At 70.3% G+C, this 24,362-nt stretch carries 21 protein-coding genes; 17 read left to right on the top strand and 4 right to left on the bottom strand.

Going from position 1 to position 24,362, the window contains the following annotated elements; genetic code table 11:
• Window positions 1–51: 51 nt before the first annotated feature.
• The 15 genes from grxC (at window position 52) to KY661_RS26535 (ending at window position 16,364) form a co-directional block, all read left to right on the top strand.
• Window positions 52–348, top strand: a complete 297-nt coding sequence (grxC, locus tag KY661_RS26465; RefSeq protein WP_317987304.1) for a glutaredoxin 3 — start codon at window positions 52–54, stop codon at window positions 346–348.
• Between the two features lie 89 nt (window positions 349–437).
• Entirely contained in the window at window positions 438–2,132 is a 1,695-nt protein-coding gene (locus KY661_RS26470; RefSeq protein ID WP_225412867.1) for an ATP-binding protein, read from the top strand.
• Between the two features lie 268 nt (window positions 2,133–2,400).
• The gene (locus KY661_RS26475; RefSeq protein WP_225412868.1) at window positions 2,401–3,114 is read left to right on the top strand and encodes a phosphoadenylyl-sulfate reductase; all 714 of its coding nucleotides are present in this window, start codon (window positions 2,401–2,403) and stop codon (window positions 3,112–3,114) included.
• 18 nt (window positions 3,115–3,132) lie between these two features.
• Window positions 3,133–3,780 carry a precorrin-2 dehydrogenase/sirohydrochlorin ferrochelatase family protein gene (locus KY661_RS26480; RefSeq protein WP_225412869.1) on the top strand — a complete coding sequence of 216 codons (648 nt, stop codon included), beginning with the start codon at window positions 3,133–3,135 and terminating at the stop codon, window positions 3,778–3,780.
• Window positions 3,777–4,574: a uroporphyrinogen-III C-methyltransferase gene (gene cobA / locus KY661_RS26485; protein ID WP_075004880.1), complete on the top strand. Its 798-nt coding sequence runs from the start codon at window positions 3,777–3,779 to the stop codon at window positions 4,572–4,574. The genes KY661_RS26480 and cobA overlap by 4 nt, the downstream gene beginning before the upstream one ends.
• Window positions 4,567–5,478: a sulfate adenylyltransferase subunit CysD gene (gene cysD, locus KY661_RS26490; protein ID WP_245767535.1), complete on the top strand. Its 912-nt coding sequence runs from the start codon at window positions 4,567–4,569 to the stop codon at window positions 5,476–5,478. Before cobA ends, cysD begins: the two co-directional genes overlap by 8 nt.
• Window positions 5,478–7,202 carry a sulfate adenylyltransferase subunit 1 gene (locus KY661_RS26495; protein ID WP_225412871.1) on the top strand — a complete coding sequence of 575 codons (1,725 nt, stop codon included), beginning with the start codon at window positions 5,478–5,480 and terminating at the stop codon, window positions 7,200–7,202. The genes cysD and KY661_RS26495 overlap by 1 nt, the downstream gene beginning before the upstream one ends.
• Window positions 7,199–9,058 carry an assimilatory sulfite reductase (NADPH) flavoprotein subunit gene (locus KY661_RS26500; RefSeq protein WP_225412872.1) on the top strand — a complete coding sequence of 620 codons (1,860 nt, stop codon included), beginning with the start codon at window positions 7,199–7,201 and terminating at the stop codon, window positions 9,056–9,058. Before KY661_RS26495 ends, KY661_RS26500 begins: the two co-directional genes overlap by 4 nt.
• 12 nt (window positions 9,059–9,070) lie before the next feature.
• A complete protein-coding gene (gene cysI, locus KY661_RS26505; protein WP_225412873.1) occupies window positions 9,071–10,765 on the top strand; it encodes an assimilatory sulfite reductase (NADPH) hemoprotein subunit in 1,695 nt (564 codons plus the stop codon).
• 2 nt (window positions 10,766–10,767) lie between these two features.
• The gene (locus tag KY661_RS26510) at window positions 10,768–11,817 is read left to right on the top strand and encodes a sulfate ABC transporter substrate-binding protein (protein ID WP_225412874.1); all 1,050 of its coding nucleotides are present in this window, start codon (window positions 10,768–10,770) and stop codon (window positions 11,815–11,817) included.
• Window positions 11,818–11,826: 9 nt separating this feature from the next.
• Complete coding sequence (gene cysT, locus KY661_RS26515; protein WP_225412875.1) at window positions 11,827–12,663, top strand: sulfate ABC transporter permease subunit CysT; 837 nt, start codon at window positions 11,827–11,829, stop codon at window positions 12,661–12,663.
• A gap of 11 nt (window positions 12,664–12,674) precedes the next feature.
• On the top strand, window positions 12,675–13,526 hold the full coding sequence (cysW, locus tag KY661_RS26520) for a sulfate ABC transporter permease subunit CysW (protein ID WP_225412876.1): 852 nt from the start codon (window positions 12,675–12,677) through the stop codon (window positions 13,524–13,526).
• Entirely contained in the window at window positions 13,523–14,590 is a 1,068-nt protein-coding gene (locus tag KY661_RS26525; RefSeq protein ID WP_225412877.1) for a sulfate/molybdate ABC transporter ATP-binding protein, read from the top strand. Before cysW ends, KY661_RS26525 begins: the two co-directional genes overlap by 4 nt.
• Before the next feature lie 20 nt (window positions 14,591–14,610).
• Window positions 14,611–15,087, top strand: coding sequence for a GNAT family N-acetyltransferase (locus tag KY661_RS26530; protein WP_225412878.1), 477 nt, complete (start codon window positions 14,611–14,613; stop codon window positions 15,085–15,087).
• 8 nt (window positions 15,088–15,095) lie between these two features.
• Window positions 15,096–16,364, top strand: a complete 1,269-nt coding sequence (locus KY661_RS26535) for a multidrug effflux MFS transporter (RefSeq protein WP_225412879.1) — start codon at window positions 15,096–15,098, stop codon at window positions 16,362–16,364.
• 3 nt (window positions 16,365–16,367) lie between these two features.
• On the opposite strand, the gene KY661_RS26540 is transcribed toward KY661_RS26535, so the two are convergent.
• From KY661_RS26540 to KY661_RS26550, 3 genes are all read right to left on the bottom strand, one after another.
• Window positions 16,368–16,841 (bottom strand): GNAT family N-acetyltransferase, encoded by a 474-nt coding sequence (locus tag KY661_RS26540; protein WP_225412880.1) that lies wholly within the window; start codon window positions 16,839–16,841, stop codon window positions 16,368–16,370.
• A gap of 9 nt (window positions 16,842–16,850) precedes the next feature.
• A complete protein-coding gene (gene pgm, locus KY661_RS26545) occupies window positions 16,851–18,488 on the bottom strand; it encodes a phosphoglucomutase (alpha-D-glucose-1,6-bisphosphate-dependent) (RefSeq protein WP_225412881.1) in 1,638 nt (545 codons plus the stop codon).
• Between the two features lie 218 nt (window positions 18,489–18,706).
• Window positions 18,707–19,996, bottom strand: coding sequence for an amidohydrolase (locus tag KY661_RS26550; RefSeq protein ID WP_398577245.1), 1,290 nt, complete (start codon window positions 19,994–19,996; stop codon window positions 18,707–18,709).
• Between the two features lie 136 nt (window positions 19,997–20,132).
• On the opposite strand from KY661_RS26550, the gene KY661_RS26555 reads away from it, so the two are divergent.
• Both KY661_RS26555 and KY661_RS26560 read left to right on the top strand, forming a co-directional pair.
• Window positions 20,133–21,758, top strand: a complete 1,626-nt coding sequence (locus KY661_RS26555; protein ID WP_225412889.1) for a long-chain fatty acid--CoA ligase — start codon at window positions 20,133–20,135, stop codon at window positions 21,756–21,758.
• Window positions 21,759–21,866: 108 nt separating this feature from the next.
• On the top strand, window positions 21,867–23,294 hold the full coding sequence (locus KY661_RS26560) for a M20 family metallopeptidase (protein WP_225412882.1): 1,428 nt from the start codon (window positions 21,867–21,869) through the stop codon (window positions 23,292–23,294).
• A gap of 304 nt (window positions 23,295–23,598) precedes the next feature.
• Here KY661_RS26560 and KY661_RS26565 read toward each other — a convergent pair.
• Window positions 23,599–24,362: IS1380 family transposase (locus tag KY661_RS26565; RefSeq protein ID WP_225412883.1), on the bottom strand; the 764-nt coding region annotated here is incomplete at its 5' end.

Here is a 24,362-nt window from a genome sequence, read left to right on the forward strand (position 1 = left end):
GCGCACGCCGGGCCCCATTGGCCGGGGGTACGGCTTCCCGTGAAGCCCGCCGTGCTTACCCTGCGGGGCATGGTCCCCATCACGCTCTACACCAAGTCCACCTGCCCCTTCTCGAAGAAGGCCAAGCAGCTGCTCGACGAAAAAGGCGTCCCCTACGAGGAGATCGCCATTGATCTGGCCCCCTCGAAGCGGGACGAGATGATCGCCGTGTCGGACGGGCGGACGACGGTGCCGCAGATCTTCATCGCGGGCCGCCACATCGGTGGCTGCGAGGATCTCCTGAAGCTTGAGAGCATGGGACAGCTCGACGCGCTGCTCGAACGCGCGGGTGATCAACCCAGCCTTTAGTGGAAACATCTCCTGGACCTGAAACATACTGCCGGGCGCCGCCGTGAAGCGCGGGTGCTCCGGCGTGTGCGCAAGGGTCCAGGAGAGCCATGACAGTCCGTTGGAAGGTGCTCCTGATCGTGGGATTGACCACGGGGCTGGTGCTCCTCATGGGACTGACGCTCCTGCTCGCCACGCAGCGCAGCCTGCACTCGCGCGACCGGCTGATGCTCATCCAGGGGCAGAACGAGAGCCTCGCGCGCCTGCACCTGGCCTCGGAGCAGTACCTGCGCGGCTTGCTGCGCGCGCGGGACCGGGGGACCAGCACCCAGCCACTCCAGCTCGAGATGATGGCGCTCCTCGCCCGCGAGGAGGCCCTGCTCCAGCACACCACGGCCGCGGAAGAGGCGCTGAGCCCTGACGAGCGGGGAGATGAATGGACGCACACCCAGACGTTGCTCGCGGCCCTGCGCAGCTGGACCACCGAGGCCGAGGCGCGCGTCCGCGCGCTGCCCCTCGAGACGAGCCCCCTCACCACCGAGTGGCGGCTGTTCGAGGAGTTCGAGAACAATGTCGGCCAGCTCATCACGGCCGCGCAGGAGGCGGAGTACCAGGAGCGGCTCGAACACCTGAACCGGGCGCAGATCCGGCTGAGGAAACAGGCATGGCTGGCGATCCTCCTGCCCGCCATCTCCTGCGCCCTGCTGCTGGGGCTGGTGCTCATCATCCTGGTGCCGATGAACCGGTCCTTGAAGGCGCTGATGCAGGCGGCGCGCCGCATCGGTGAGGGGAACTTCGAGGTCAAGCTCCCCGAGAACCCGAAGGACGAGCTGGGAACGCTGGCCCATGCGTTCAACCAGATGGCCTCCGAGCTGGGAAAGACGCTGGAGGAGAAGCAGCGGCTGATGAAGGCCGAGGCCGAGGCCACCGAGCGGCACTTCCGCCACTACAACGCGCTGCTGGAGCAGACGGTACACACCCGCACGGCGCAGCTGGAGCAGGCCAACACCCAGCTGCGCGACAGCCTGCGGCAGCTCGAGGAGGCGCAGTCCCGGCTCATCTTCGCCGACCGGATGGCCTCCATGGGGCGGCTCGCCGCCGGCGTGGGCCATGAAATCAACAACCCGCTCTCCTACGTGCTCAGCAACCTCAACTACCTGTCCCGGGAGCTGCAACCCGGCCGCCCGGCGCCCTCCGCGGAGGAGAAGCTGGAGCTGATGGATGCGTTGAACTCGGCGCGCGAGGGCGCCGAGCGGGTGCGCCTCATCGTGAAGGATCTCCGGACCCTGTCGCGCCCGGATGACATGAACACGGAGCCGGTGGACCTGGGCGAAGTCGTCCGCGGCGCGGTCAAGCTGGCCGAGCGGGAGCTGAGGGGTCACGCCCGGCTGGTGGAGGACTACGGTGGCCTGCCGCGCGTCCGGGGCAACGCCACCCGCCTGGGCCAGGTCTTCCTCAACCTGCTCATCAACGCGGCACACGCCATCCGCCAGGGCGGCAAGGCCGCGAACGAGATCCGCATCCACGCGCGCCCGAGTGGCTCCCGCCACGTGCGGGTGGAGGTGAGCGACACGGGCTGTGGCATTCCGCAGGAGAACCTGACGCGCGTCTTCGAGCCGTTCTTCACCACCAAGCCGGTGGGGGAAGGCACGGGGATGGGCCTCTCGGTCTGCCACAGCATCATCACCGCGCTGGGCGGTGAGCTTCACGTCCAGAGCCAGGTGGGTGAAGGCACGACGTTCTCCCTCCTCCTGCCCGTCATGGACGACGCCCAATCCGGCGAGACCCAGGCCGTCCTCTCCTGAGGGGAAAGCTGCCGCTGGCCGGGCGGCAAGCGGCCCGGCAACCCGGGAGGGGCGTCCGCTTTATTGGACAAGCATCCGTTGACTTGGCGATGGCGCGCCGCTAGCCTTTGCGAAGTCATGTTTTGCCCGTTCTGCCCCTCGCCGTGGACGCGCGCGAGGGGTTGTCCCGGTCCTCCGAACGAAGCTCACCCTTGGTGAGAACGCAGGTGAATCACCGCTCCGAAAGGAGGGGTGGGCCGCGCCGTTTTTCCGCCTCATTGGAGTCGCGATGTTGTCCCAGGATGAGTTCCTTGCCGCTTCCGCCGAGCTGAAAACCGCCTCCGCCGAGCAGATCCTCTCCTGGACCGAGGCCCGGTTCGGTGCGAACGCGGCCATGGCGGTGAGCTTCGGGGCGGAGGACGTGGCGCTCATCGATCTGGCGCGCAAGCACGCCCCCAGCGTGCGCCTGTTCACCCTGGACACGGGCCGGCTGCCTCCCGAGACGTACGAAGTCATGGAGGTGCTCCGCAACCGCTACGGGCTGGACGTGGAGACCTTCTTCCCGGACCGGGAGCGCGTGGAGACGCTCGTCTCCACCCAGGGCTACTTCTCCTTCCGCCAGAGCATCGAGGCGCGCAAGCAGTGCTGCGCCATCCGCAAGGTGGAGCCGCTCGGGCGCGCGCTCCAGGGACGGCAGGCGTGGGTGACGGGGCTGCGCCGCGAGCAGTCCGTCACCCGCACGGGGGTGGAGGCCCTCGAGCGGGACATGGACCACGGCGGCCTCTTCAAGCTCAACCCCCTGGTCTCCTGGAGCGCCCGGCAGGTGTGGAGCTACATCCAGGAGAACGGCGTGCCGTACAACGCCCTGCATGACCGGGGCTACCCCTCCATTGGCTGCGCCCCGTGCACGCGGGCCGTGAAGCCGTACGAGGACGAGCGCGCCGGCCGCTGGTGGTGGGAGTCCGCCACCAACCGCGAGTGCGGCCTGCACGTGCGCCGCTGAGGCCCGGAACGAAGCGTCATGGCCTCTGTGTCCCTCGCCGATTACCCCGTCTGCCTGCAACTGCGGGGCAAGCCCGTGCTGCTCATTGGCGCAGGCCTCATCGCCGAGGGCCGCGCGCTGCAACTGCTGGAGGCGGGCGCCCGGCTGCGGATGATCGCCCCCGGGGCCACGGACACCCTGCGGCGCCTGGCGGCCGAGGGCCGGCTGGAGCTGCTGGAGCGCGCCTATACCCCCGGAGACGCCGCCGGCCAGGCGCTCGTCTTCGTGGCCACGGATGACCGCCGGGTGAGCGTGGCGGTGGCCGAGGAGACGCGGGCGCGCGGCATCCTGCTGAACGCCGCGGATGAGCCGGACCTGTGTGACTTCACCCTGCCCTCCGTGGGCCGGCGGGGCCCCATCACCGTGGCGGTGTCCACCCAGGGCATGGCCCCGGCGCTGGCGCGGGCGCTGCGGCGGCAACTGCTGGAGGGCATCGGGCGCCACCACGTGTGGATCGCCCGGCTGAGTGGCCACTTCCGGGAGCACCTGCCCCGGGGCGCGGGCCGGAGCCGGCTGCTGAAGCGGCTGGTGGACGATGACATTGGCGGACACCTGGCGCGCGGAGAGCGCCGGTCCGCATGGACGCGTATTCGTGAGGAGCTGAAGGCCTTGGGAGAGAAGACATGAGCCGGCGTGCCAAAGGATGTGTCTACCTCGTCGGAGCGGGGCCCGGAGACCCGGGGCTGCTGACGCTTCGCGCGGCGCGCCTGCTGGCGGACGCCGACACCGTGGTGCATGACCGCCTGGTGCACCCGGCGGTGCTGGAGCACGCCCGGCCCCATGCCCGCATCCTCTATGTGGGCAAGGAGGGCGGCGGCGAGTCGGTGCGGCAGGAGGACATCCACACCCTGCTCATCGCCCAGGCCCGCCTGGGGCGCAGCGTGGTGCGGCTCAAGGGGGGAGACCCCTTCGTCTTCGGACGCGGCGGCGAGGAAGCGCTCGCGCTCGAGGCGGCCGGCATTCCCTACGAAGTCGTTCCGGGCGTCTCCAGCCTGGCGGCCGTTCCCGCCGCGGCGGCCATCCCCATCACCCACCGGGGCGTGTCCGGGTCGGTGACCTTCGCCACGGCGCACCGCACGGAAGGGGCCCCCGACTGGGCGCACCTGGCCCGGGCGGAGACCTTGGTGCTCTTCATGGCAGGAGGACGATTGGACGAGACAACCCATGCCCTGATGTCCGCGGGACGGGCGCCCACCACGCCCACGGCGGTGGTGGAAGCGGGAACCTGGGAGCACCAGCGCGTCATCGAGGCGCCCCTGTCGGGCATCGCCCGGGAGGCGCGGGAGGCGGACGTGGGCTCCCCGGCGCTGCTCGTGGTGGGAGAAGTCGTCTCCCTGCGCTCGCAGCTGCGCTCGCTGGCCCAGCGGCCCGTGGCGGCGGATGGCGCCTTCGCGCAGGTGGCGGAGGGCGGCCATGAGTGAGTCCTCGCGGCTGTCCCACCTCACGGTCCTGGAGGCCGAGAGCATCCACATCCTGCGCGAGACGGTGGCGGAGTTCGCCAACCCGGTGATGCTCTACAGCATCGGCAAGGACTCGCAGGTGCTCCTGCACCTGGCGCGCAAGGCCTTCCACCCGGCCCCCCTGCCCTTCCCGCTGCTCCACGTGGACACCACGTGGAAGTTCCGGGACATGTACACCTTCCGGGACCAGTTCACCGCGCAGCACGGCCTGCGGCTGCTCGTGCACCAGAACCGCCAGGCGCTCGCCGCGGGCATCAACCCGTTCGACCACGGCAGCCAGAAGTACACCCACGCCATGAAGACGCAGGCGCTGCTGGAGGCGCTCGCGCAGCACGGCTTCGACGCGGCCTTCGGCGGGGCGCGCCGGGACGAGGAGAAGTCCCGCGCCAAGGAGCGCGTCTTCTCCTTCCGCGACCGCCACGGGCAGTGGGATCCGCGCCGTCAGCGCCCCGAGCTGTGGAACCTCTACAACGGCCGCATCGACGCAGGGGAGAGCATGCGTGTCTTCCCGCTGTCCAACTGGACCGAGCTGGACGTGTGGCACTACATCCTCCAGGAGAAGATCCCCGTCGTGCCGCTCTACTTCGCCGCCGAGCGCCCGGTGGTGGAGCGCAGCGGCAACCTCATCATGATCGACGATGAGCGGATGCGGCTGCGGCCCGGGGAGAAGCCCCAGATGAAGCGGGTGCGGTTCCGCACGCTGGGCTGCTATCCGCTCAGCGGCGCCATCGAGTCGTCGGCCGCCACGGTCGGCGACGTCATCCTGGAAATGGTCAATGCCCGCCAGTCCGAGCGGCAGGGCCGGCTCATCGACCACGACGAAGAGGGCTCGATGGAGCTCAAGAAGCGCGAGGGCTACTTCTAATGAATACCTCCCCCCAGCCCATCACCGACGTGTCGGTGTTCCTGGCCACCCACGCGGACAAGGAGCTGCTGCGCCTGGTCGTCGTGGGCTCCGTCGACGACGGCAAGTCCACCCTCATTGGCCGGCTCCTCTATGAGTGCGACGGCCTCTTCGAGGATCAGATCTCCGCCGTCCGCAAGGCCACCGCCAAGCGCGCCGCGGCCCTGGAAGGAACGAGCGGGAGCGCGGGGCCTCTGACCAAGGGGCTCCAGAACGCGGCCCACGGCGAGCTTCCCGGCGAGGAGCTCGACTTCTCGCTCTTCACCGACGGCCTGAAGGCCGAGCGCGAGCAGGGCATCACCATCGACGTGGCGTACCGGTACTTCTCCACGCCGCGCCGCAAGGTCATCGTCGCGGACACCCCGGGCCACATCCAGTACACGCGCAACATGGCCACCGGCGCCTCCACGGCGGACGCGGCCGTCATCCTCGCGGACGCGCGGCTGGGCGTGCTGCCCCAGACGCGGCGCCACGCGTACATCGCCTCGCTGCTGGGCATTCCGTACCTGGCGGTGGCGGTGAACAAGATGGACATGGTGGACTTCGACCGGGCCGTGTTCGAGCGCATCGGCCGCGAGCTGGCCGACTTCGCCCGGCCGCTCGGCTTCACGCAGATCCGCCTCTTTCCCGTCAGCGCCCGGCAGGGGGACAACATCACCCAGCTGAGCGCGCGGACGCCCTGGCACGAGGGCGGCACGCTCCTCGCGTGGCTGGAGTCCCTGCCCCACCAGCGCCACCTGGACGCGGCCCCGCTGCGCTTCCCCGTGCAGTACGTGCTGCGCCCCCACCAGGACTACCGGGGCTTCGCCGGACAGATTGCCTCGGGCTCGGTGCGGGTGGGCGATGAGGTGATGGTGCTGCCCTCGCAGCGGCGCACCCGGGTGACCGCCATCGACACCTTCGAGGGCTCCCACGAGCAGCAGCGCGCCCCCCACTCCGTCACCCTGCGGCTCGCCGACGAGGTGGACATCAGCCGGGGCGACGTCATCGCCCACGTGGAGCAGCCGCCCGCGGTGCTGAACCAGCTGGAGGCCATGCTGGTGTGGTTCGGCGAGCAGCCCCTGGACCGCAGCCGCCGCTACCTGGTGAAGCACACCACGCGCACGGTGCCCACCACCGTCGAGCAGGTGCTCTGGCGCATGGACCTGGAGAACCTCTCCGAGGTCCCCTCCGAGTCGCTGTCCCTCAACGACATCGGCAAGGTGCACCTGGTGTGCAAGCGGCCGCTGCTCTGTGACTCGTACCGGGACAACCGCCGCACCGGCTCCTTCATCGTCATCGATGCGCTCACGCACGACACCGTCGCCGCCGGCATGATTCTGGGCCCGGCGGGGGCCCGCACGGGCCGGGCCCAGGCGGGCTCGCTCGTCACGGCCGGGGAGCGGCACGCGCGCCTGGGCCAGACGGGCGGCGTCTTCCTGCTGCCCGAGACGCCGGACGCCGAGGAGCAGGCCTTCCAGCTGGAGCGCCGCCTGTTCGATCTCGGCCGGCACGTCACGGTCGTCCGGGGTGACACCGAGGTGGCCCTGGCCCTGGCCGAGACGGGCCTCTTCGTCCTCTTCCACTCCACCGCGCCCCAGGCGCACCGCGCCCTGCGGGACCATGGCTTCGCCCTGACGCCTTCCGCCAGCCTGGAGGGCTGGGTGGATCAGGTGCTGAAGGCCCAGGAGCGTCACCAGCCATGAGCACCTCCTCGAACAGCGGGGTGACCCGCCTGGCCCCCCCCCTTTCCTCTGGAGCCTCGCCTTTCGTGAACACGCTGCTGGGAGAGGAGCGGAGCGCGCTGCTGCACCGGGCCCTTGACGGGCTCGATGCGCAGACGCTCCAGTGGCTGAGCGGCTACATCGCGGGCCTCGCCGTCCGCTCGCCGCTCCCGGCCTCCACCCCCGTCCCCACGCCCGCGCCCCAGGCCGTGCCGGACACGGTGCTCACCATCGTCTACGGCACGCAGACGGGAAACAGCCGCCTGCTGGCCGAGCGCCTCCAGCGCCAGGCGGAGGCCTCGGGGCTCAAGACGCGCATCCTGCGCGCCGGGGCGTACCCGGTCCGGGAGCTCCAGAAGGAGCGCCTGCTCTACCTCGTCATCAGCACCCAGGGCGACGGGGATCCGCCGGACGATGCACGGGGCTTCGTGGACTTCCTCACGGGCAAGCGCGCCCCCCGGCTGGAGCAGCTCCGCTTCGCGGTGCTGGGGCTGGGCGACACCAGCTATCCCAAGTACTGCGAGGTGAGCCGCGCGCTCGACGCGCGCCTGGTGGAGCTCGGCGCCAAGCGCTGGGTGGACCGGGCCGACTGCGACGTGGACTTCGAGCCCGTCGCGGCGGGCTGGCTCGATCAGGCCGTGGCCAAGGCGAAGGAGGCGCTCGTCCCCGAGGAAACCGCCTCCGTCGTCATGCTGCCCCGGAGCACGCCGGTGGCCCCGGCCTTTGGCCGGGATGCGCCCTACACCGCCGAGGTGCTCGCCAACCAGCGCATCACCGGCCGGGGCGCCCTGAAGGACGTGCGCCACCTCGAGCTGTCCCTGGGCGACTCGGGCCTGAGCTACGAGCCGGGCGACTCGCTCGGCATCTGGCCGCACAACCCGCCCGCGCTGGTGGAGGCCTTCCTGTCCGAGCTGCGGCTCGACGGCGGGGCCCCGTTGGCCCGGGACGGGCGCACCCTGCCCCTGAAGCAGTGGCTGGAGACGGAGCTGGAGCTGACGCGCCTGAGCCGTCCGTTCCTGGAGAAGCACGCGGCGCTCTCGGGGAGCGCGGACCTGCAGGCCACCCTCGCCCCCGGCGGCGGGGAGAAGTTCCGGGCGCTGCTGGCCAGCCACCAGATCATCGACGTGCTACGGGCCTGGCCCGCGGCCTGGAGCGCCCAGGAGCTGGTCCGCGCGCTGCGCCGGCTGACGCCGCGGATGTACTCGATTGCCTCCAGCCAGAAGCGGGTGGGCGCGGAGGCGCACCTGACGGTGGCCGTGGTGGACTACGTCGCCTTCGGCACGCCGCACCAGGGCGCCGCCTCGTACTACCTGGCCACGCGCGGCACCAGCGAGGGCACGGCGCGGGTCTTCGTCGAGCACAACGAGCGGTTCCGGCTCCCGAAGGACACGGACCGGGACATCCTCATGATTGGCCCGGGCACGGGCGTGGCCCCGTTCCGGGCCTTCACCCAGGAGCGCGCGGAGACGGGCGGCAAGGGCCGCAACTGGCTCTTCTTCGGCGAGCAGCACTTCCGCAGCCAGTTCCTCTACCAGGCGGAGTGGCAGGAGGCGTTGAAGAAGGGCGAGCTGAGCCGCATCTCCCTGGCCTTCTCGCGGGACCAGGCGGAGAAGATCTACGTCCAGCAGCGCCTGCGCGAGGCGGGCAAGGACGTCTACGCCTGGCTGGAGGGAGGCGCCCACCTGTACGTGTGCGGCGAGGCCCAACGCATGGCGCCGGATGTCCATGCCGCCCTGCTCGACATCATCACCACCCACGGGGGCCGCAGCCGCGAGGACGCGGAGGCCTGGCTCCAGACGCTGCGGGAAGAGCAGCGCTACCAGCGCGACATCTACTGACCTGAGCCTGCCATGAGCAAAACCCCTCCCAAGCCCCTCTCCGAGGTGGAACACATCAAGGCGCGCAGCCAGTTGCTGCGCGGGACCATGGCCGAGAGCCTGGTGGATCCCGTCACGGGCGCCATCGCCCCGGCGGACACCAGCCTCATCAAGTTCCACGGCAGCTACCAGCAGGACGACCGGGACATCCGCGAGGAGCGGCGGCTCCAGAAGCTGGAGCCGGACTACAGCTTCATGATCCGCACGCGCCTGCCCGGAGGCGTCTGCACCCCGGCGCAGTGGCTGGCGCTGGATGCCATCTCCCAGAAGCACGCCAACGGCACGCTGCGGCTCACCACGCGCCAGGCGTTCCAGTTCCACGGCATCATCAAGGGGGACCTCAAGCCGGTAATGGGGGAGATCCACGCGGCGCTGCTCGACACGCTGGCGGCGTGCGGGGACGTCAACCGCAACGTGATGTGCAACCCCAACCCGGCCGACTCGCGGGTCCACGAGACGGTGTTCCAGTGGACCACGCGCCTGTCCGAGCACCTGCTGCCGAAGACGCGGGCCTACTACGAGATCTGGCTGAACGGCGAGAAGGTGGAGGGCGGCGAAGAGGAGCCCATCTACGGCCCCACCTACCTGCCCCGGAAGTTCAAGGCCGCCGTCGTGGTGCCGCCCCTCAACGACGTGGACGTCTTCTCCCAGGACCTGGGCTTCATCGCCATCCTGGAGAACGGCGCGCTCGCGGGCTTCAACGTCGCCGTGGGCGGGGGCATGGGGGCCACGCACGGCGATGCGGCCACCTACCCGCGCCTCGCGGACGTCATCGGCTTCATCCCGCCCGAGCAGCTCCTGGCCGTGGCCGAGAACGTGGTGAAGGTCCAGCGCGACTACGGCGACCGGACCAACCGCAAGCACGCGCGCCTGAAGTACACCATCCAGGACCGGGGCATCGCCTGGTTCACCGCCGAGCTCGAGTCCCGGCTGGGCTTCTCGCTCCAGCCCGCGCGGCCCTTCGCGTTCGACCACAACGGGGACCGCTTCGGCTGGCTGGAAGGCCATGACGGGCGGTGGCACCTCACGCTGCGCCTGGAGAGCGGCCGCGTGGCGGACACCGCGGACGCCAAGTTGATGACGGGCCTGCGGGAGATCGCCAAGATCCACCAGGGCGACTTCCGGCTGACGCCGAACCAGAACCTCATCATCGCCGGGGTGCCCGCGGCGGCCCGCAAGGACATCGACGCCCTGGCGGCCGCCCACGGGCTGGAGGGCTACCGCCGCTCAAGCCCGCTGCGCCTCAACGCGCTGGCGTGCGTGGCCCTGCCCACGTGCGGCCTCGCCATGGCCGAGGCCGAGCGCTACCTGCCGCGCGTGGTAGGCCTCTTGGAGGAGCGCCTGACCGCCCACGGCCTCCAGAACGAAAAGATTCTCCTGCGCATCACCGGCTGCCCGAACGGCTGCGCCCGGCCGTACCTGGCCGAGATCGCCCTCGTGGGCAAGGCGCCCGGCCGCTACAACCTCCACCTCGGAGGCGACACCCGCGGGCAGCGCCTGAACAACCTCTACCGCGAGAACATCGACGAGGCGGGGGTGCTCGAAGCCCTGGAGCCCCTGTTCGCCGCCTATTCGCGCGACCGCCAGCCTGGCGAGGGCTTCGGCGACTTCACCCTCCGCGCCGGCCACGTCGCCCCCTTTTCCGCCGCTTCCTCCCCCCCCAGGTAATCATGTCCACCGGTGTCCGCGCCCCGCGTTCGCTCTTCCTGCCCTTGCTGGCGGCCCTGCTGCTGCTGCCCCTGCTGCCGGGCTGTTCCCGGTCCGGAGGGGAGTCCGAGGCCGTCACGCTGCTCAACGTCTCGTACGATCCGACGCGCGAGTTCTACGAGGAGTTCAACGCGGCCTTCGCGAAGCAGTGGGAGGCCAAGAGCGGCAAGAAGCTCTCCGTCAAGCAGTCCCATGGCGGCTCCGGCAAGCAGGCGCGGGCCGTCATCGACGGGCTGGAGGCGGACGTCGTCACGCTGGCGCTCGCCTACGACGTGGACATGCTCCACGACAAGGCGGACCTCATCCCCGCGAACTGGCAGACGCGGCTGGAGCACAACAGCGCGCCGTACACCTCCACCATCGTCTTCGTGGTGCGCAAGGGCAACCCCAAGGGGCTCCGGGACTGGGAGGACCTGATTCAGCCGGGCGTCTCGGTCATCACCCCCAACCCGAAGACGTCGGGCGGGGCGCGGTGGAACTACCTGGCGGCCTGGGGCCATGCGCTGCGCCAGGCAGGCGGCGACGAGGCCAAGGCCCAGGAGTTCGTCACCCGCCTGTTCCGCAACGTCCCCGTGCTGGACTCCGGCGCCCGCGGCGCCACCACCACCTTCGCCGAGCGGGGCATGGGCGATGTGCTGCTCGCCTGGGAGAACGAGGCGCTGCTGCTCACCGAGGAGGTGGGCAAGGATCGCTTCGAGATCATCGTCCCGTCCGAGAGCATCCTCGCCGAGCCCCCCGTCTCCGTGGTGGACAAGAACGCCGGCAAGCGCGGCACGCGGGCCGTGGCGGAGGCCTACCTCCAGCACCTCTACAGCGACGAGGGGCAGGAGATCGCCGCCAAGCACCACTACCGTCCCCGCTCCCAGGCCATCGCCGCCAAGCACGCCAGCCACTTCCCGGCCGTGAAGCTCTTCACCATCGATGAGGCATTCGGCGGCTGGCGCAAGGCGCAGCAGGCGCACTTCGACGATGGCGGCATCTTCGACCGCATCTACGCCCCCCAGGCCCAGTAAGGACGCTCCATGGCCCGGCGCGCTCGACGCATCCTGCCCGGTTTCGGGCTTACCCTGGGGTTGACCTGGTTCTACCTGGGGCTGCTCGTCATCGTCCCCCTGTCGAGCCTCTTCCTCAAGACGTTCACCCTGAGCTGGGACCAGTTCTGGGCCACGGTGGGCTCGGCGCGCGCCCTGGCCGCCTACCGGCTCACCTTCGGCGCCTCGCTGGTGGCGGCGGTGACCAACGCCGTCTTCGGCCTGCTGGTGGCCTGGGTGCTGGTGCGCTACCGCTTCCCGGGCAAGTCGCTGGTGGACGCGCTGGTGGACCTGCCCTTCGCCCTGCCCACGGCCGTGGCGGGGCTGACGCTGACCGCGCTCTACTCCAGCAACGGCTGGTACGGGCGGTACCTGGAGGCCGCGGGCATCCAGGTGGCCTTCACCTCCGTGGGGGTCGCCGTGGCGCTCACCTTCATCGGCCTGCCCTTCGTGGTGCGCACCGTGCAGCCCGTCCTGGAGGACATCGACGTGGACGTGGAGGAGGCCGCCGCCACGCTCGGGGCCACGCCCTGGGGGATCTTCACCCGCGTCATCTTCCCGGCCATCCTGCCCGCCCTGCTCAGCGGCTTCACCCTGGCGCTCGCGCGGGCGCTGGGCGAGTACGGCTCCGTCGTCTTCATCTCCGGCAACATGCCCATGCGCACGGAGATCGCCCCGCTGCTCATCATCACCCAGCTGGAGCAATACGACTACGCGGGCGCCACGGCCATCGCCGTGGTGATGCTCACCGCGTCCTTCGCCCTGCTGCTCGCCGTCAACCTGCTCCAGCGCTGGAGCCGCCGCCGGCTCGAGGCCCGGCCCAGCTAGGAGTCCTCCGCATGCAGTCCACCTCCCTGCTCCTGCTCCGCCAGAAGGAGCACGCCCGGACCGGCTCGCCGCTGGTGCGCTGGGCGCTCATCGGCACCGCCCTGCTCTTCCTGGGCATCTTTCTCGTCGTCCCGCTGGTGGCCGTCTTCCACCACGCCCTCCAGAAGGGCGTGGGCCCCTACCTCGCGGCCCTCCAGGAGCCCGAGGCGTGGTCCGCCATCCGGCTGACGGTGCTCGCGGCGCTGATCGCCGTGCCGCTCAACCTCGTCTTCGGCGTGGCCTCCGCGTGGCTCATCGCCCGCTTCCGGTTCCCGGGGAGGGACTTGCTCATCACGCTGATCGACCTGCCCTTCAGCGTCTCCCCGGTCATCGCGGGCCTCATCTTCGTGCTGCTGTTTGGCCGGCAGGGCTGGCTGGGGCCGTGGCTGGCGGAGCACGGCATCTCCATCATCTTCGCGGTGCCCGGCATCGTGCTGGCCACGCTCTTCGTGACGTTTCCCTTCGTGGCGCGCGAGGTGCTGCCGGTGATGCAGGCCCAGGGCAGCGACGAGGAGGAGGCCGCGCTCACGCTGGGCGCGAGCGGCTGGAGGACCTTCTTCACCATCACCCTGCCCAAGGTGAAGTGGGGGGTGCTGTATGGCGTCATCCTCTGCAACGCCCGGGCGATGGGCGAGTTCGGCGCCGTCTCGGTCGTCTCCGGACACGTGCGGGGGGTGACCACCACGCTGCCGCTCCACGCGGAGATTCTCTACAACGAGTACGACTTCGTCGGTGCCTTCGCGGTCGCCTCGCTGCTGACGTTGCTCGGCCTGGTCACGCTGGCCGTCAAGAAGTACATCGAATGGAGGGCGCACACCCCATGAGCGTCATCGTCGAGAAGCTGACCAAGCGGTTCTCCGCCGGCGGCGCCCCCGCCGTCTCGGACGTGTCCTTCCAGGCCCCCGCGGGCGCCATCACCACGCTGCTGGGCCCCTCGGGCGCGGGCAAGTCCACCATCCTGCGCGCCATCGCCGGCCTGGAGACGCCGGACGAGGGGCGGATCGTCATCGACGGCGTGGACTGCACGGAGCTGCCCGTGCAGAAGCGCGGCGTCGGCGTGGTCTTCCAGAGCTACGCGCTCTTCAAGCACATGACGGTGCGCGAGAACATCGCGTTCGGGCTGAACGTGCGCCGGATGTCCCGGGCGGACGTGAACGCCCGGGTGGACGAGATGCTGAAGCTCATCCAGCTCGAGGACCTGGGCCGCCGCACGCCCAGCCAGCTGTCCGGTGGCCAGCGCCAGCGCGTGGCCTTCGCCCGGGCGCTGGCCATCCGTCCCAAGCTGCTCCTGCTGGATGAGCCCTTCGGTGCGCTGGACACCCGGGTGCGCGAGGAGCTGCGCGAGTGGCTCCACGATCTTCATGTGCAGACGGGGGTGACGACGCTCCTGGTCACCCATGACCAGGAGGAGGCGCTGGAGATCTCCCAGCACGTCGTCATCATGTCCGAGGGCCGGGTGGCCCAGGCCGGCTCTCCCCGGGACATCTACGACAGCCCCACCACGCCGTTCGTCGCCTCCTTCGTCGGGGGCACGAGCATCCTCAATGGGCGGGTGCGCGAGGGCCGGGCCGAGCTCGGCTCGCTGGTGGTGGCGGCCCCCCAGAGCGCCCGGGAAGGCGAGGCCGTGCAGGCGTTCGTCCGCCCCCACGACATCAAGCTGGCGAAGTCCTTCACCGGCGACGGTCAGAACGTCGCCTCGACGGGCCGGGTGGAGCGGCTGAAGCCCGTGGGCGGCTACGTGAAGGTCCTGCTCAAGCTGCCCAGCGGGGACAGCGTCACGGTAGAGGTGCCCCGCGGCGAGTTCGACAAGCTGGGCGTGGTGGAAGGCGACTCGGTCCACGCCGATGTACGCACGGCCCGGGTCTTCGTGGGAGATTTCTCCATCTGACCCACACCCACGGGGAGCCCATGTTGTCCTGGAAGTGGAAGACGTTTGAGGAGCTGACGCTCGACGAGCTGTACCGCCTGCTGGCGCTCCGCTCCGAAGTCTTCGTGTTGGAGCAGAAGAGCTTCTACCGGGACATGGATGGCGCCGACCGCGCGTGCCACCACCTGCTGGGAGAGGAGACCAAGGGGGCGGAGGGGCCCTCGCTGGCTGCCTACCTGCGGGCGGTTCCCCCGGGGTTAAAGTTCCCCGAGGCCAGCCTGGGCCGCATCGTGACCGCGCCGGGTGCGCGGGGTTCAGGCCAGGGCAAGGTCCTGCTGGAAAAGGGCCTCGCCTTCATTGAATCCACCTATCCCGGTGTGGCCATCCGGATCGGTGCCCAGCATTACCTTCAGCGCTTTTACGAAGGCTTCGGCTTCCGCCGGGTGACCGACGTCTACGACGAGGACGGCATTCCTCACATCGACATGATCCGCCCGGCCCCCTCCCTGCCCCGTTGACTCCCGCGATGAAAGAAGAAGCAGCCCTGACGCCCCCCGAGATCGCCCCCCGTCCGCCCAGCACGTTCGTGCTCGAGCTCATCCTGGGGACACTCACCGCCTTCGCCCCGCTGTCCATCGACATGTACCTGCCGGCCCTGCCCGACATCGGCGGGGATCTCCACGCCAACACGGCCGCGGTGCAGCTCACGCTGGCCACCTTCTTCGTGGGGCTGGCCCTGGGACAGTTTGGCGCGGGCCCCCTGATTGACCGCTTCGGCCGGACGAAGCCGCTCTACGCCGGGCTGGCCGTGTACGTGCTCGGCTCCGCGGGGTGCGCGCTCGCGCCCAGCGTCGAGGCGCTCTCCGCCTTCCGCTTCCTCCAGGCCCTCGGGGGAGCCGTGGCCATCGTCGTGCCCCGCGCGGTGGTGAGGGATCTCCAATCAGGCGCGGGGGCGGCCCGGATGCTGTCGCGGCTCGTGCTGGTCATGGGCGTGGCGCCCATCCTCGCGCCGCTGCTCGGGGGAGCGCTGCTCGGCGCGTTCGGCTGGCGCTCCATCTTCTGGGCCCTGGCCGGCGCGGGGGTGGTGTCGCTGGCCGCCGTCTTCTTCACCCTGCCCGAGACGGCGCCGCCGCGTCACGGCCGCGCGCCGCACCTGGCCCAGTTCGGCGAGCTGCTCCGGGACCCCAGCTTCGTGGGCCACGCGCTCGCCGGCGGCATGCTGCAGGCGGCGATGTTCGCGTACATCGCGGGCTCCTCGTTCGTCTTCATCACGTTGTACGAGGTGCCCCCCAGCCAATTCGGCTGGTTCTTCGGGGCCAACGCCGCCGGGCTGATCCTCAACTCGCAGATCAACCGCCGGTTGCTCGGCCGGTACTCCCCGGGCCAGCTGCTCCAGTGGGCGATCTGGGGTTCGCTGCTCGCGGCCGCGCTCGTCTGGACCATCGCCTTCACCGGCTGGGGCGGGCTGTGGGGCATGGCGGGCGCCCTGTTCCTCTTCATCTCCACCCTGGGGTTCATCCCCCCGAACTCCACGGCGCTGGCGCTGGAGAACCACGGCAAGCGCGCGGGCATCGCCTCCGCCGTGCTGGGGGCGCTCCAGTTCACGCTGGCCGCGCTGGCCTCGTGGGCGGTGAGCGCCACGCACAACGGCACCGCCGTGCCCATGGCGAGCGTCATCGCCACCGGAGCCGTGCTGGGCTGGGCCTCGCTCACCCTCCCGGCGCGGCGAGGGAAGAAGGCCCAGGGAGAAGCCCCCCCGGCCTCCGAGGCCTCCGGGCGCGGGAAGGCGGCCTGAGGCTCAGGTCTCCCGCGTCATCTCCACCATGGTGGGGCGCCAGCCCAGGCGGGTGAAGAGCCGCTGGGCCACCTCGTTCTTCGCGGCGGCCATCAGGACGACCCGGGGAACGCCGAGCGCCTTGAGCCGCCGGACCACCTCCTCGGCGAGCTGGGCGCCGGTGCCGCTGCCGCGCGCCGAGGCCTCCACCCAGAGGTCATGCAGCACGCCGCAGGAGTCCCGCAGCGCGTTCCAGTCGCGCTCCTCGACCCGGCCATAGGCGTAGCCCACCACCTGGCCGTCCTGCTCCGCCACCACCACCACCGCGTCCTGCTGCTTCAGCTCCTTGCCCAGCCACCAGCGGTACCCGGACTCGATGTCCTCGGGCAGCATGAAGCGCTGGGCATCGAAGCCATGGTGCTGCTGGGCGAGCTGGGCGCCCATGCGGCCCAGCGCGGGTGCATCTGCCGGAACGGCGGAACGGACGGTGATGGCCATGGCGTGTCCCTAGGCGCGCGAGAAGGCTTCGCCCACCATGGCGCGCGCCTCCTCCACCACCGCGTCCAGGTGCGCCTGGTCGCGGAAGCTCTCCGCATAAATCTTGTAGAGGTCCTCGGTGCCGGAGGGCCGCGCGGCGAACCAGCCGTTCTCGGCCACCACCTTGAGCCCGCCCAGCTCCGCGTTGTTGCCCGGCGCCCGCGTCAGGCGGGCGGTGATGGGCTCTCCGGCCAGGGACGTCGCCTTCACGGCCTCCGGGGAAAGCTTCTTGAGGATGGCCTTCTGGGCCGAGGTGGCGGGCTGATCGATGCGCGTGTAGCGCGGCGCCCCGAACCGGGCGGTGAGCTCCGCGTAGTGGGCCCCCGGGTCCTTGCCCGTCCGCGCGAGAATCTCCACGGCGAGCAGGTCCAGGATGATGCCGTCCTTGTCCGTGGACCACACCGTCCCGTCCTTGCGGAGGAACGACGCGCCGGCGCTCTCCTCGCCGCCGAAGCCCAGGGAGCCGTCGAGCAGTCCCTCCACGAACCACTTGAACCCCACGGGTACCTCGACGACGCGGCGGCCGATGTCCTTCGCCACGCGGTCGATCATGCTGCTGCTCACCAGCGTCTTGCCCACGGCCGCCTCGGCCTTCCAGCCGGGACGGTTGCGGAACAGGTAGGAGATGGCCACCGCCAGGTAGTGGTTGGGGTTCATCAACCCCGCCGAGCGCGTGACGATGCCGTGCCGGTCCGAGTCGGTGTCGTTGCCGAAGGCGATGTCGTAGCGGTCCTTGAGCGACACCAGGTTCGCCATGGCGAACGGCGACGAGCAGTCCATGCGGATCTTCCCGTCATGGTCCAGCGGCATGAACCGGAAGGTGGGGTCCACCGTCTCGTTGACGACCTGGATGTTCAGCCCGTAGCGCTGCGCGATGGGCTTCCAGTAGTCCACGTTCGAGCCGCCCAGCGGGTCGGCGCCAATGGAGAGCTTCGCGCCCCGGATGACGTCCATCTCCACCACGTTGCCGAGATCCTCGACGTACGGGGTGATGAAGTCATACACCCGCAGGTGCGAGGCGGCCCGGGCGCGCTCATAGGGCGTCCGCTTCACCCCGGCATTGCCGGTGCCGAGCAGCTCGTTGGCGCGCTTCTCGACCCAGGCGGTGATGTTCGTGTCGGCGGGGCCGCCATTGGGCGGGTTGTACTTGATGCCGCCATCCTCCGGAGGGTTGTGCGAAGGGGTGATGACGAGGCCGTCCGCGAGCCCCGTGCTCCGCCCCCGGTTGTACGTGAGGATGGCGTGCGAGATGACGGGGGTGGGCGTGGCGCGCTCGGTGTAGCGCACCTCCACGCCGTGGGCGGCCAGCACCTCCAGGGCGGAGCGCTGGGCGGGCTCGGACAGCGCATGCGTGTCCATGCCCAGGAACAGGGGGCCGTCGATCTTCTGCTGCTGGCGGTACTCGCAGACGGCCTGGGTCACCGCCAGGATGTGCGCCTCGTTGAAGCTCCGCCGTGCGGACGAGCCGCGGTGGCCGGACGTTCCAAAGGCGACCCGCTGCTCGGGGACACGCACATCGGGCTGCTCCGAGTAGTACTGCCCACGGAGGGCCTCGGGCTGGATGAGGACAGAGTCGGGAGGGGGCTTACCGGCAAGAGGATGGGGCACGGCCGCGGATGATACGTATCCCCCGCCCGGCGTTAACGGGAAGTCGCAGGGCCCCCCACGAACCGTCCACTTTCCGGAGATCTCCCGGATGCGAAGCCCCAAGAGCAACTGCCCTCGCCGCGGGTCGGGAAGCGGCGGGGCAGCGCGTGGCTTGGAGACGGTTCGATTGTCTCGCAGCGGGTCGGGAAGTTGTGAGAATTCTTCTTTTCCCTGGAAACTCAGGGAGTTGGCCGGCCGAGCACTTCCAGCGCCGCGTGGGTCAATGTGGTGACACCGGTGCGCAGGGTCCGCTCGCGGTCCGGGGCGAACAGGCCCGAGTGGAGCGAGGGCAGCGCCGTGCCGGACTTCTGGGCCTCCTGGTGCTTCGAGGGCTCCACGGCGCCCACCCAGAGGAGCACGGAGGGAACGCCCGCGCGGCCATACTCGGCGAAGTCCTCCCCGCCCATGGTGGGCCGGCCCACGCGGACATTCGAGGCGCCCAGCGCGCGCACCAGCGCGTCCTGGACGCGCTTCAGGAGCGCGGGATCATTGTAGAGGGCAGGCGTGCCTTCCGTGACGGAGATACGGGGGGCGCGGGGGGAGCCGGCCGCCTCGGACTCGGCCTTCGCGATGCGCTCGATGGCGGAGAGGATGCGCTGGCGGACCTCGGGCTTGTAGGAGCGCACGGTGAGCTGGAGCTTCACCTCGTCGGGGATGATGTTGTGCTTGGTGCCCCCGTGGATGGAGCCCACGGTGAGGACGGCGGGCTCCAGCGGATCCCGCTCGCGGCTCACGATGGCCTGGAAGGCCGTCACGGTCCGGGCCGCCAGGAGGATGGGGTCCACGGTGAGGTGCGGATACGCCCCGTGCCCGCCCTTGCCGTAGAGGGTGACGTCCACCGAGTCCACGCTGGCCATCGCATACTCGGGCACGAACTCCACCGTGCCCGCCGCGGCGGTGGCCGAGTCGTGGACGGCCAGGGCGAAGTCCGGCTTGGGGAAGCGCTGGAAGAGGCCATCGGCCAGCATGGCGCGGGCCCCCAGGCCCTGCTCCTCGGCGGGCTGGCCCACCATCACCAGCGTGCCCCGCCACTGGTCCTTGGCGCGTGCCAGCAGCGTGGCCGTGCCCACCCACACCGTCATGTGGACGTCATGGCCACAGGCATGCATCACCGGCACGCTCTGGCCGGACGCATCCTTCGCCGTGGCCTTGCTCGCATAGGGCAGGCCCGTCTTCTCCTCCACGGGCAGCCCGTCCAGGTCCGTGCGCAACATCACCGTGGGGCCCGGGCCATTGCGCAGCACGCCCACCACCCCGTGCCCGCCCACCTTCTGCGTCACCGTGAAGCCCAGCGCGCGCAGGCGCTCGGCCATCTTCGCCGCCGTCTTCTCCTCCTGGGTGGACAGCTCCGGCGTCTGGTGAAGCTGCCGGTAGAGCGCATCCAGCTCCGGGTAGAGGCCCTGGAGCCCCTGGGTAACGCGCTGAGCCATGTCCGGGGGTTCCGCCGCGCCGGCGCGCGCACCGGGCATGAAGAGGAGCAGGGACAGCAAGGAGAACCGTCGCAGCACAATGCCTCCGCGTAAGATGAGGCCCTGGGCTTACCCGGCGTCCCGTGCGGCCGTCCAGGCCCCGCCTCACTCCCCTTTCCAAAGAAGGTTCGTGCGCATGCTCGCTGGCCGGATGATGGATTTTCCGCTGACCCTGACCCACCTGCTGGAGCGCGCCCGCACCTTCCATGGCCGTTCCGAGATTGTGTCCCGCCGGCCGGACCGCTCGCTGCACCGCTATACCTACGCGGACTTCTACCGGCGCTCCTGTCAGCTTGCCCATGCCCTGCGCAAGCTGGGCGTCCAGCCCGGGGACCGCGTGGCCTCGCTGTGCTGGAACCACCACCAGCACCTGGAGCTGTACTTCGCCGTGCCCGCCATGGGCGCGGTGCTCCACACGCTCAACCTGCGCCTGGCCCCCAAGGACCTGGGCTACATCGCGAACCATGCGAAGGACCGCGTGCTCGTGGTGGACCGCACGCTCCTGCCCCTGCTCGAGAAGTTCGTGAAGGACGTCCCGTCCCTGGAGCACATCATCGTCATCCCGGACGATGGCCCGGCCCCCGAAGGGCGGCTCGACTATGAGCAGTGGCTGGCCGCCGAGCCCCCCACGTTCGGCTTCCCCGAGCTGGAGGAGCGGAGCGCGGCGATGCTCTGCTACACCTCCGGCACCACGGGCGACCCCAAGGGGGTGCTCTTCAGCCATCGCTCCATCGTCCTGCACACGCTGGTCTCCTGCATGGGCGAGATTTTGGGCCCGCTGCCCCGGGATGTGGTGCTGCCGGTGGTGCCCATGTTCCACGCGGCCGCCTGGGGCCTGCCCTTCGATGCCCTCATCACCGGGGCGAAGCTCGTCTTCCCGGGTCCGCACCTGGACCCTGTGTCCCTGCTGGACCTGATGGCCCAGGAGCGCGTCACCCTGGCCGGCGGGGTGCCCACCATCTGGCTGGGCATCCTCGCCCTCCTGGATCAGGAGCCGAAGCGGTGGGACCTGAGCGCCATCCGCGCCATGCTCATTGGCGGCTCGGCGGCCCCCGCCTCGCTCATCGACGGCTTCCTGAAGCGGCACGGCCTGCAGGTGACCCATGCCTGGGGGATGACGGAGCTCAACCCCGTGGGGACGATGGCCCGGCTGAAGCAGCACCAGGAGGGCCTGGACGAGGCGGCCCAGCTCGAGGTGCGCGCCTCCCAAGGCTACCCCCTGCCCTTCGTCGAGCAGCGCCACGTGAGCGACACGGGCGAGGTGCTGCCCTGGGACGGCAAGACCATGGGCGAGCTGGAGGTGCGCGGCCCGTGGGTGGCCAGCTCCTATTACGGCGACGAGGGCGCGGACCGCTTCACCCAGGACGGCTGGTTCAAGACGGGGGACGTCGTCACCATCGACGCCGAGGGGTACCTGCGCATCACCGACCGGGCCAAGGACGTCATCAAGTCCGGCGGGGAGTGGATCAGCTCCGTGGCGCTGGAGAACGCCCTGATGGCCCACCCCGCGGTGCTGGAGGCGGCGGTATTCGCCGCGCGCCACCCCAAGTGGGACGAGCGCCCGCTGGCGGCGGTGGTGTTCAAGCCGGGGCAGCGCGCGACGGCGGAGGAGCTGGCCGGGTACCTGCAGCAGCACTTCGTCAAGTGGTGGCTCCCGGAGGACTACCTCTTCGTGCCCCAGATTCCGCGCACCTCCACGGGCAAGTTCCTCAAGACGAAGCTGCGCGAGGAGTTCGGCGAACACCTGATGAAGCGGGGGTGAAATTTGACACGGCGCGTCCTGTCCGGGCGGCGGCACAGGGGGCGAGCTGCCCTGCGGGGCGAGAAACTCCGTCTTGCGTCCCGGCGAGGGACGTAGTGGAAGAAGCCCATGAACCACTCCGCCGCCCTGCAGTCGTCCGAGAGCATCTGGGAGAAGGAGATTCTCCCCCAGCTCGAGCGTTACATCCGCATCCCCAACAAGTCGCCCGCCTTCGAGCCCAACTGGGTGGCGGCGGGCCACATGGAGGAGGCGGTGAAGCTCATCGCCTCCTGGGCCGAGACGCAGACGGCCCACATTCCCGGGCTCAAGGTGGAGGTGGTGCGCCTGAAGAACGACAAGGGCGAGCCGCGCACGCCCGTCATCTTCATGGAGATTCCGGGTGAGGGGAAGGACACCGTCCTGCTCTACGGCCACCTCGACAAGCAGCCGGAGATGACGGGCTGGCGCCAGGGGCTGGAGCCCTGGAAGCCGGTGCGCGAGGGCGACAAGCTCTACGGGCGCGGCGGCGCGGATGACGGGTACTCGGCCTTCGCCTCGCTGGCGGCCATCCGCCTGCTGCGCGAGCAGAAGCTGCCCCACTCGCGCTGTGTCGTCCTCATCGAGGCGTGCGAGGAGAGCGGCTCCTACGACTTGCCGGCCTACATCGAGGCGCTGGCGCCGCGCATTGGCCAGCCGTCGCTGGTGGTGTGCCTGGACTCGGGGTGCGCCAACTACGAGCAGCTCTGGATGACCACGAGCCTGCGCGGCCTCGTGGCGGGCAACCTGCGCGTGGACATCCTCACCGAGGGCGTGCACTCGGGCGATGCGAGCGGCGTGGTGCCCTCCTCCTACCGCATCCTGCGGCAGCTGCTGGACCGGGTGGACGACGTGGCCACCGGGCGCGTGCGCGTCGAGGGGCTGCACGTGCAGATTCCCGCCGGCCGCCAGGAGCAGGCCCGGGCGGTGGCGCAGGTGCTCGGCCAGGAGGTGTACAGCCGCTTCCCGTGGGTGGAGGGGGCGCGGCCGGTGACGAACGACGGGACGGAGCTCATCCTCAACCGCACCTGGCGCCCGGCGCTGTCGGTGACGGGGGTGGAGGGCATGCCGCCGCTGGGCAGCGCGGGCAACGTGCTGCGGCCGTACACCTCGGTGAAGCTGAGCATGCGCATTCCGCCGCGCCTGGACGCGGTGGCCGCCACGAAGGCGCTCAAGGAGACGCTGGAGAGCAACCCGCCGTACGGCGCGCGCGTCACCTTCGAGGGCGAGAAGGCCAGCGCGGGCTGGGATGCTCCGGCCCTGGCGCCCTGGCTGGAGAAGGCCACGGCCGAGGCGAGCCAGGCCTTCTTCGGCAAGCCCTTCATGGCCATGGGCGAGGGCGGCACCATCCCGTTCATGGAGATGCTGGGCAAGCGCTTCCCGGAGGCGCAATTCCTCATCACCGGTGTGCTGGGCCCCAACTCCAACGCCCACGGGCCCAACGAGTTCCTGCACATCCCCACCGGCAAGAAGCTCACCGCGGCCGTGGCCAGCGTCGTGGCCACCCACTTCAACCGGTAGGCCAAACAGTGAGAGGGAAGGCGCCGAGCCCGCGGCAACGCGGTGGCACGGCCTTCCCTCCTACGAGAGGCGGCGGGTATCGAGCCCACGACAAGGCGGAAGCAAAAACCCTAAGCAGGTTACGCTGTTACCGGCTAGCCCGGATCGGTCACAGCGGGCACGGAGATAGGGCTGGTGTCGCAGCGAAGCCTGCTGGTGGCCTCGCGCTTTGCCTCGCGGCGGTTCTGGTTTCTGCAACAGGCAAAGCGCGGCCCTCTCCCGCCGGAGTCGGGGCCCGCGCGAGGTTGTCAAAGAGCAGCGGGCGTCAGGAAGGGGCGGGGACGGTGCGCAGCTGTTCCGCGATGCGAGCGAAGAGGTCTTTCACCGGGGCCGCGGCGCTCAGGGATAGCACGACGCGGCGGACGCTGACGCGCACGAGGGCAGCCACCTTCAGCAGCTTGAGCCGAAGGGTGCCCGCCTGCGCGCGTTCAAGCTCGGTGCCCTTCAGGCCGAAGTGGCGCAGCAGGTTGAGCAGCACGTAGGCCACGGAGGCGAACCACAGGCGCAGCTGATTGGCCCGCATCGTGTGGGCACTCGTCCGGTCGGCGAAGAGGCCCAATTGCTGCTCCTTGATGCGGTTCTCCATGTCGCCTCGGGCGCAGTAGAGTTCCTCGTAGAGCGCTTGGGCGAGGTGCTGCTGCTCGCACAGGGACGTCACGACGAAGCGCGGGTTGTGCTTGTCGCCCAGCCACTCGGCCTTGGCCCCCACGCGCCGCTCCCGCGTCCAGGAGTCGCGTGTCTGGTAGCGCAGCTCGCGGTAGGCACGCGTCGGCGCTCCCTCGCGCTCCTCGCGCGACACCTCTCGCACCAGCTCCAGGTCCGCCGCAATCATTCCCTCCAGCCGCTTGTTGCGGGCCAGGCCGAAGACGTAGTCGACGCCGTTCTGCTCGCACCAGGTCATGAGTTCGTCTCGCGCGAAGCCCGAGTCGGCGCGCAGCACCAGCCGGGTGGTGGGCCAGCGCTCGCGGATGTGGGCCACCAGCCGTTGCACCTCCTCCAGCGCGCCCGCGGCTGCGTCGAGGCCGGAGG

The sequence above is a fragment of the Allostigmatella hybrida genome, from assembly GCF_020103775.1.
In the GTDB taxonomy this organism is placed as follows: domain Bacteria; phylum Myxococcota; class Myxococcia; order Myxococcales; family Myxococcaceae; genus Hyalangium; species Hyalangium aurantiaca.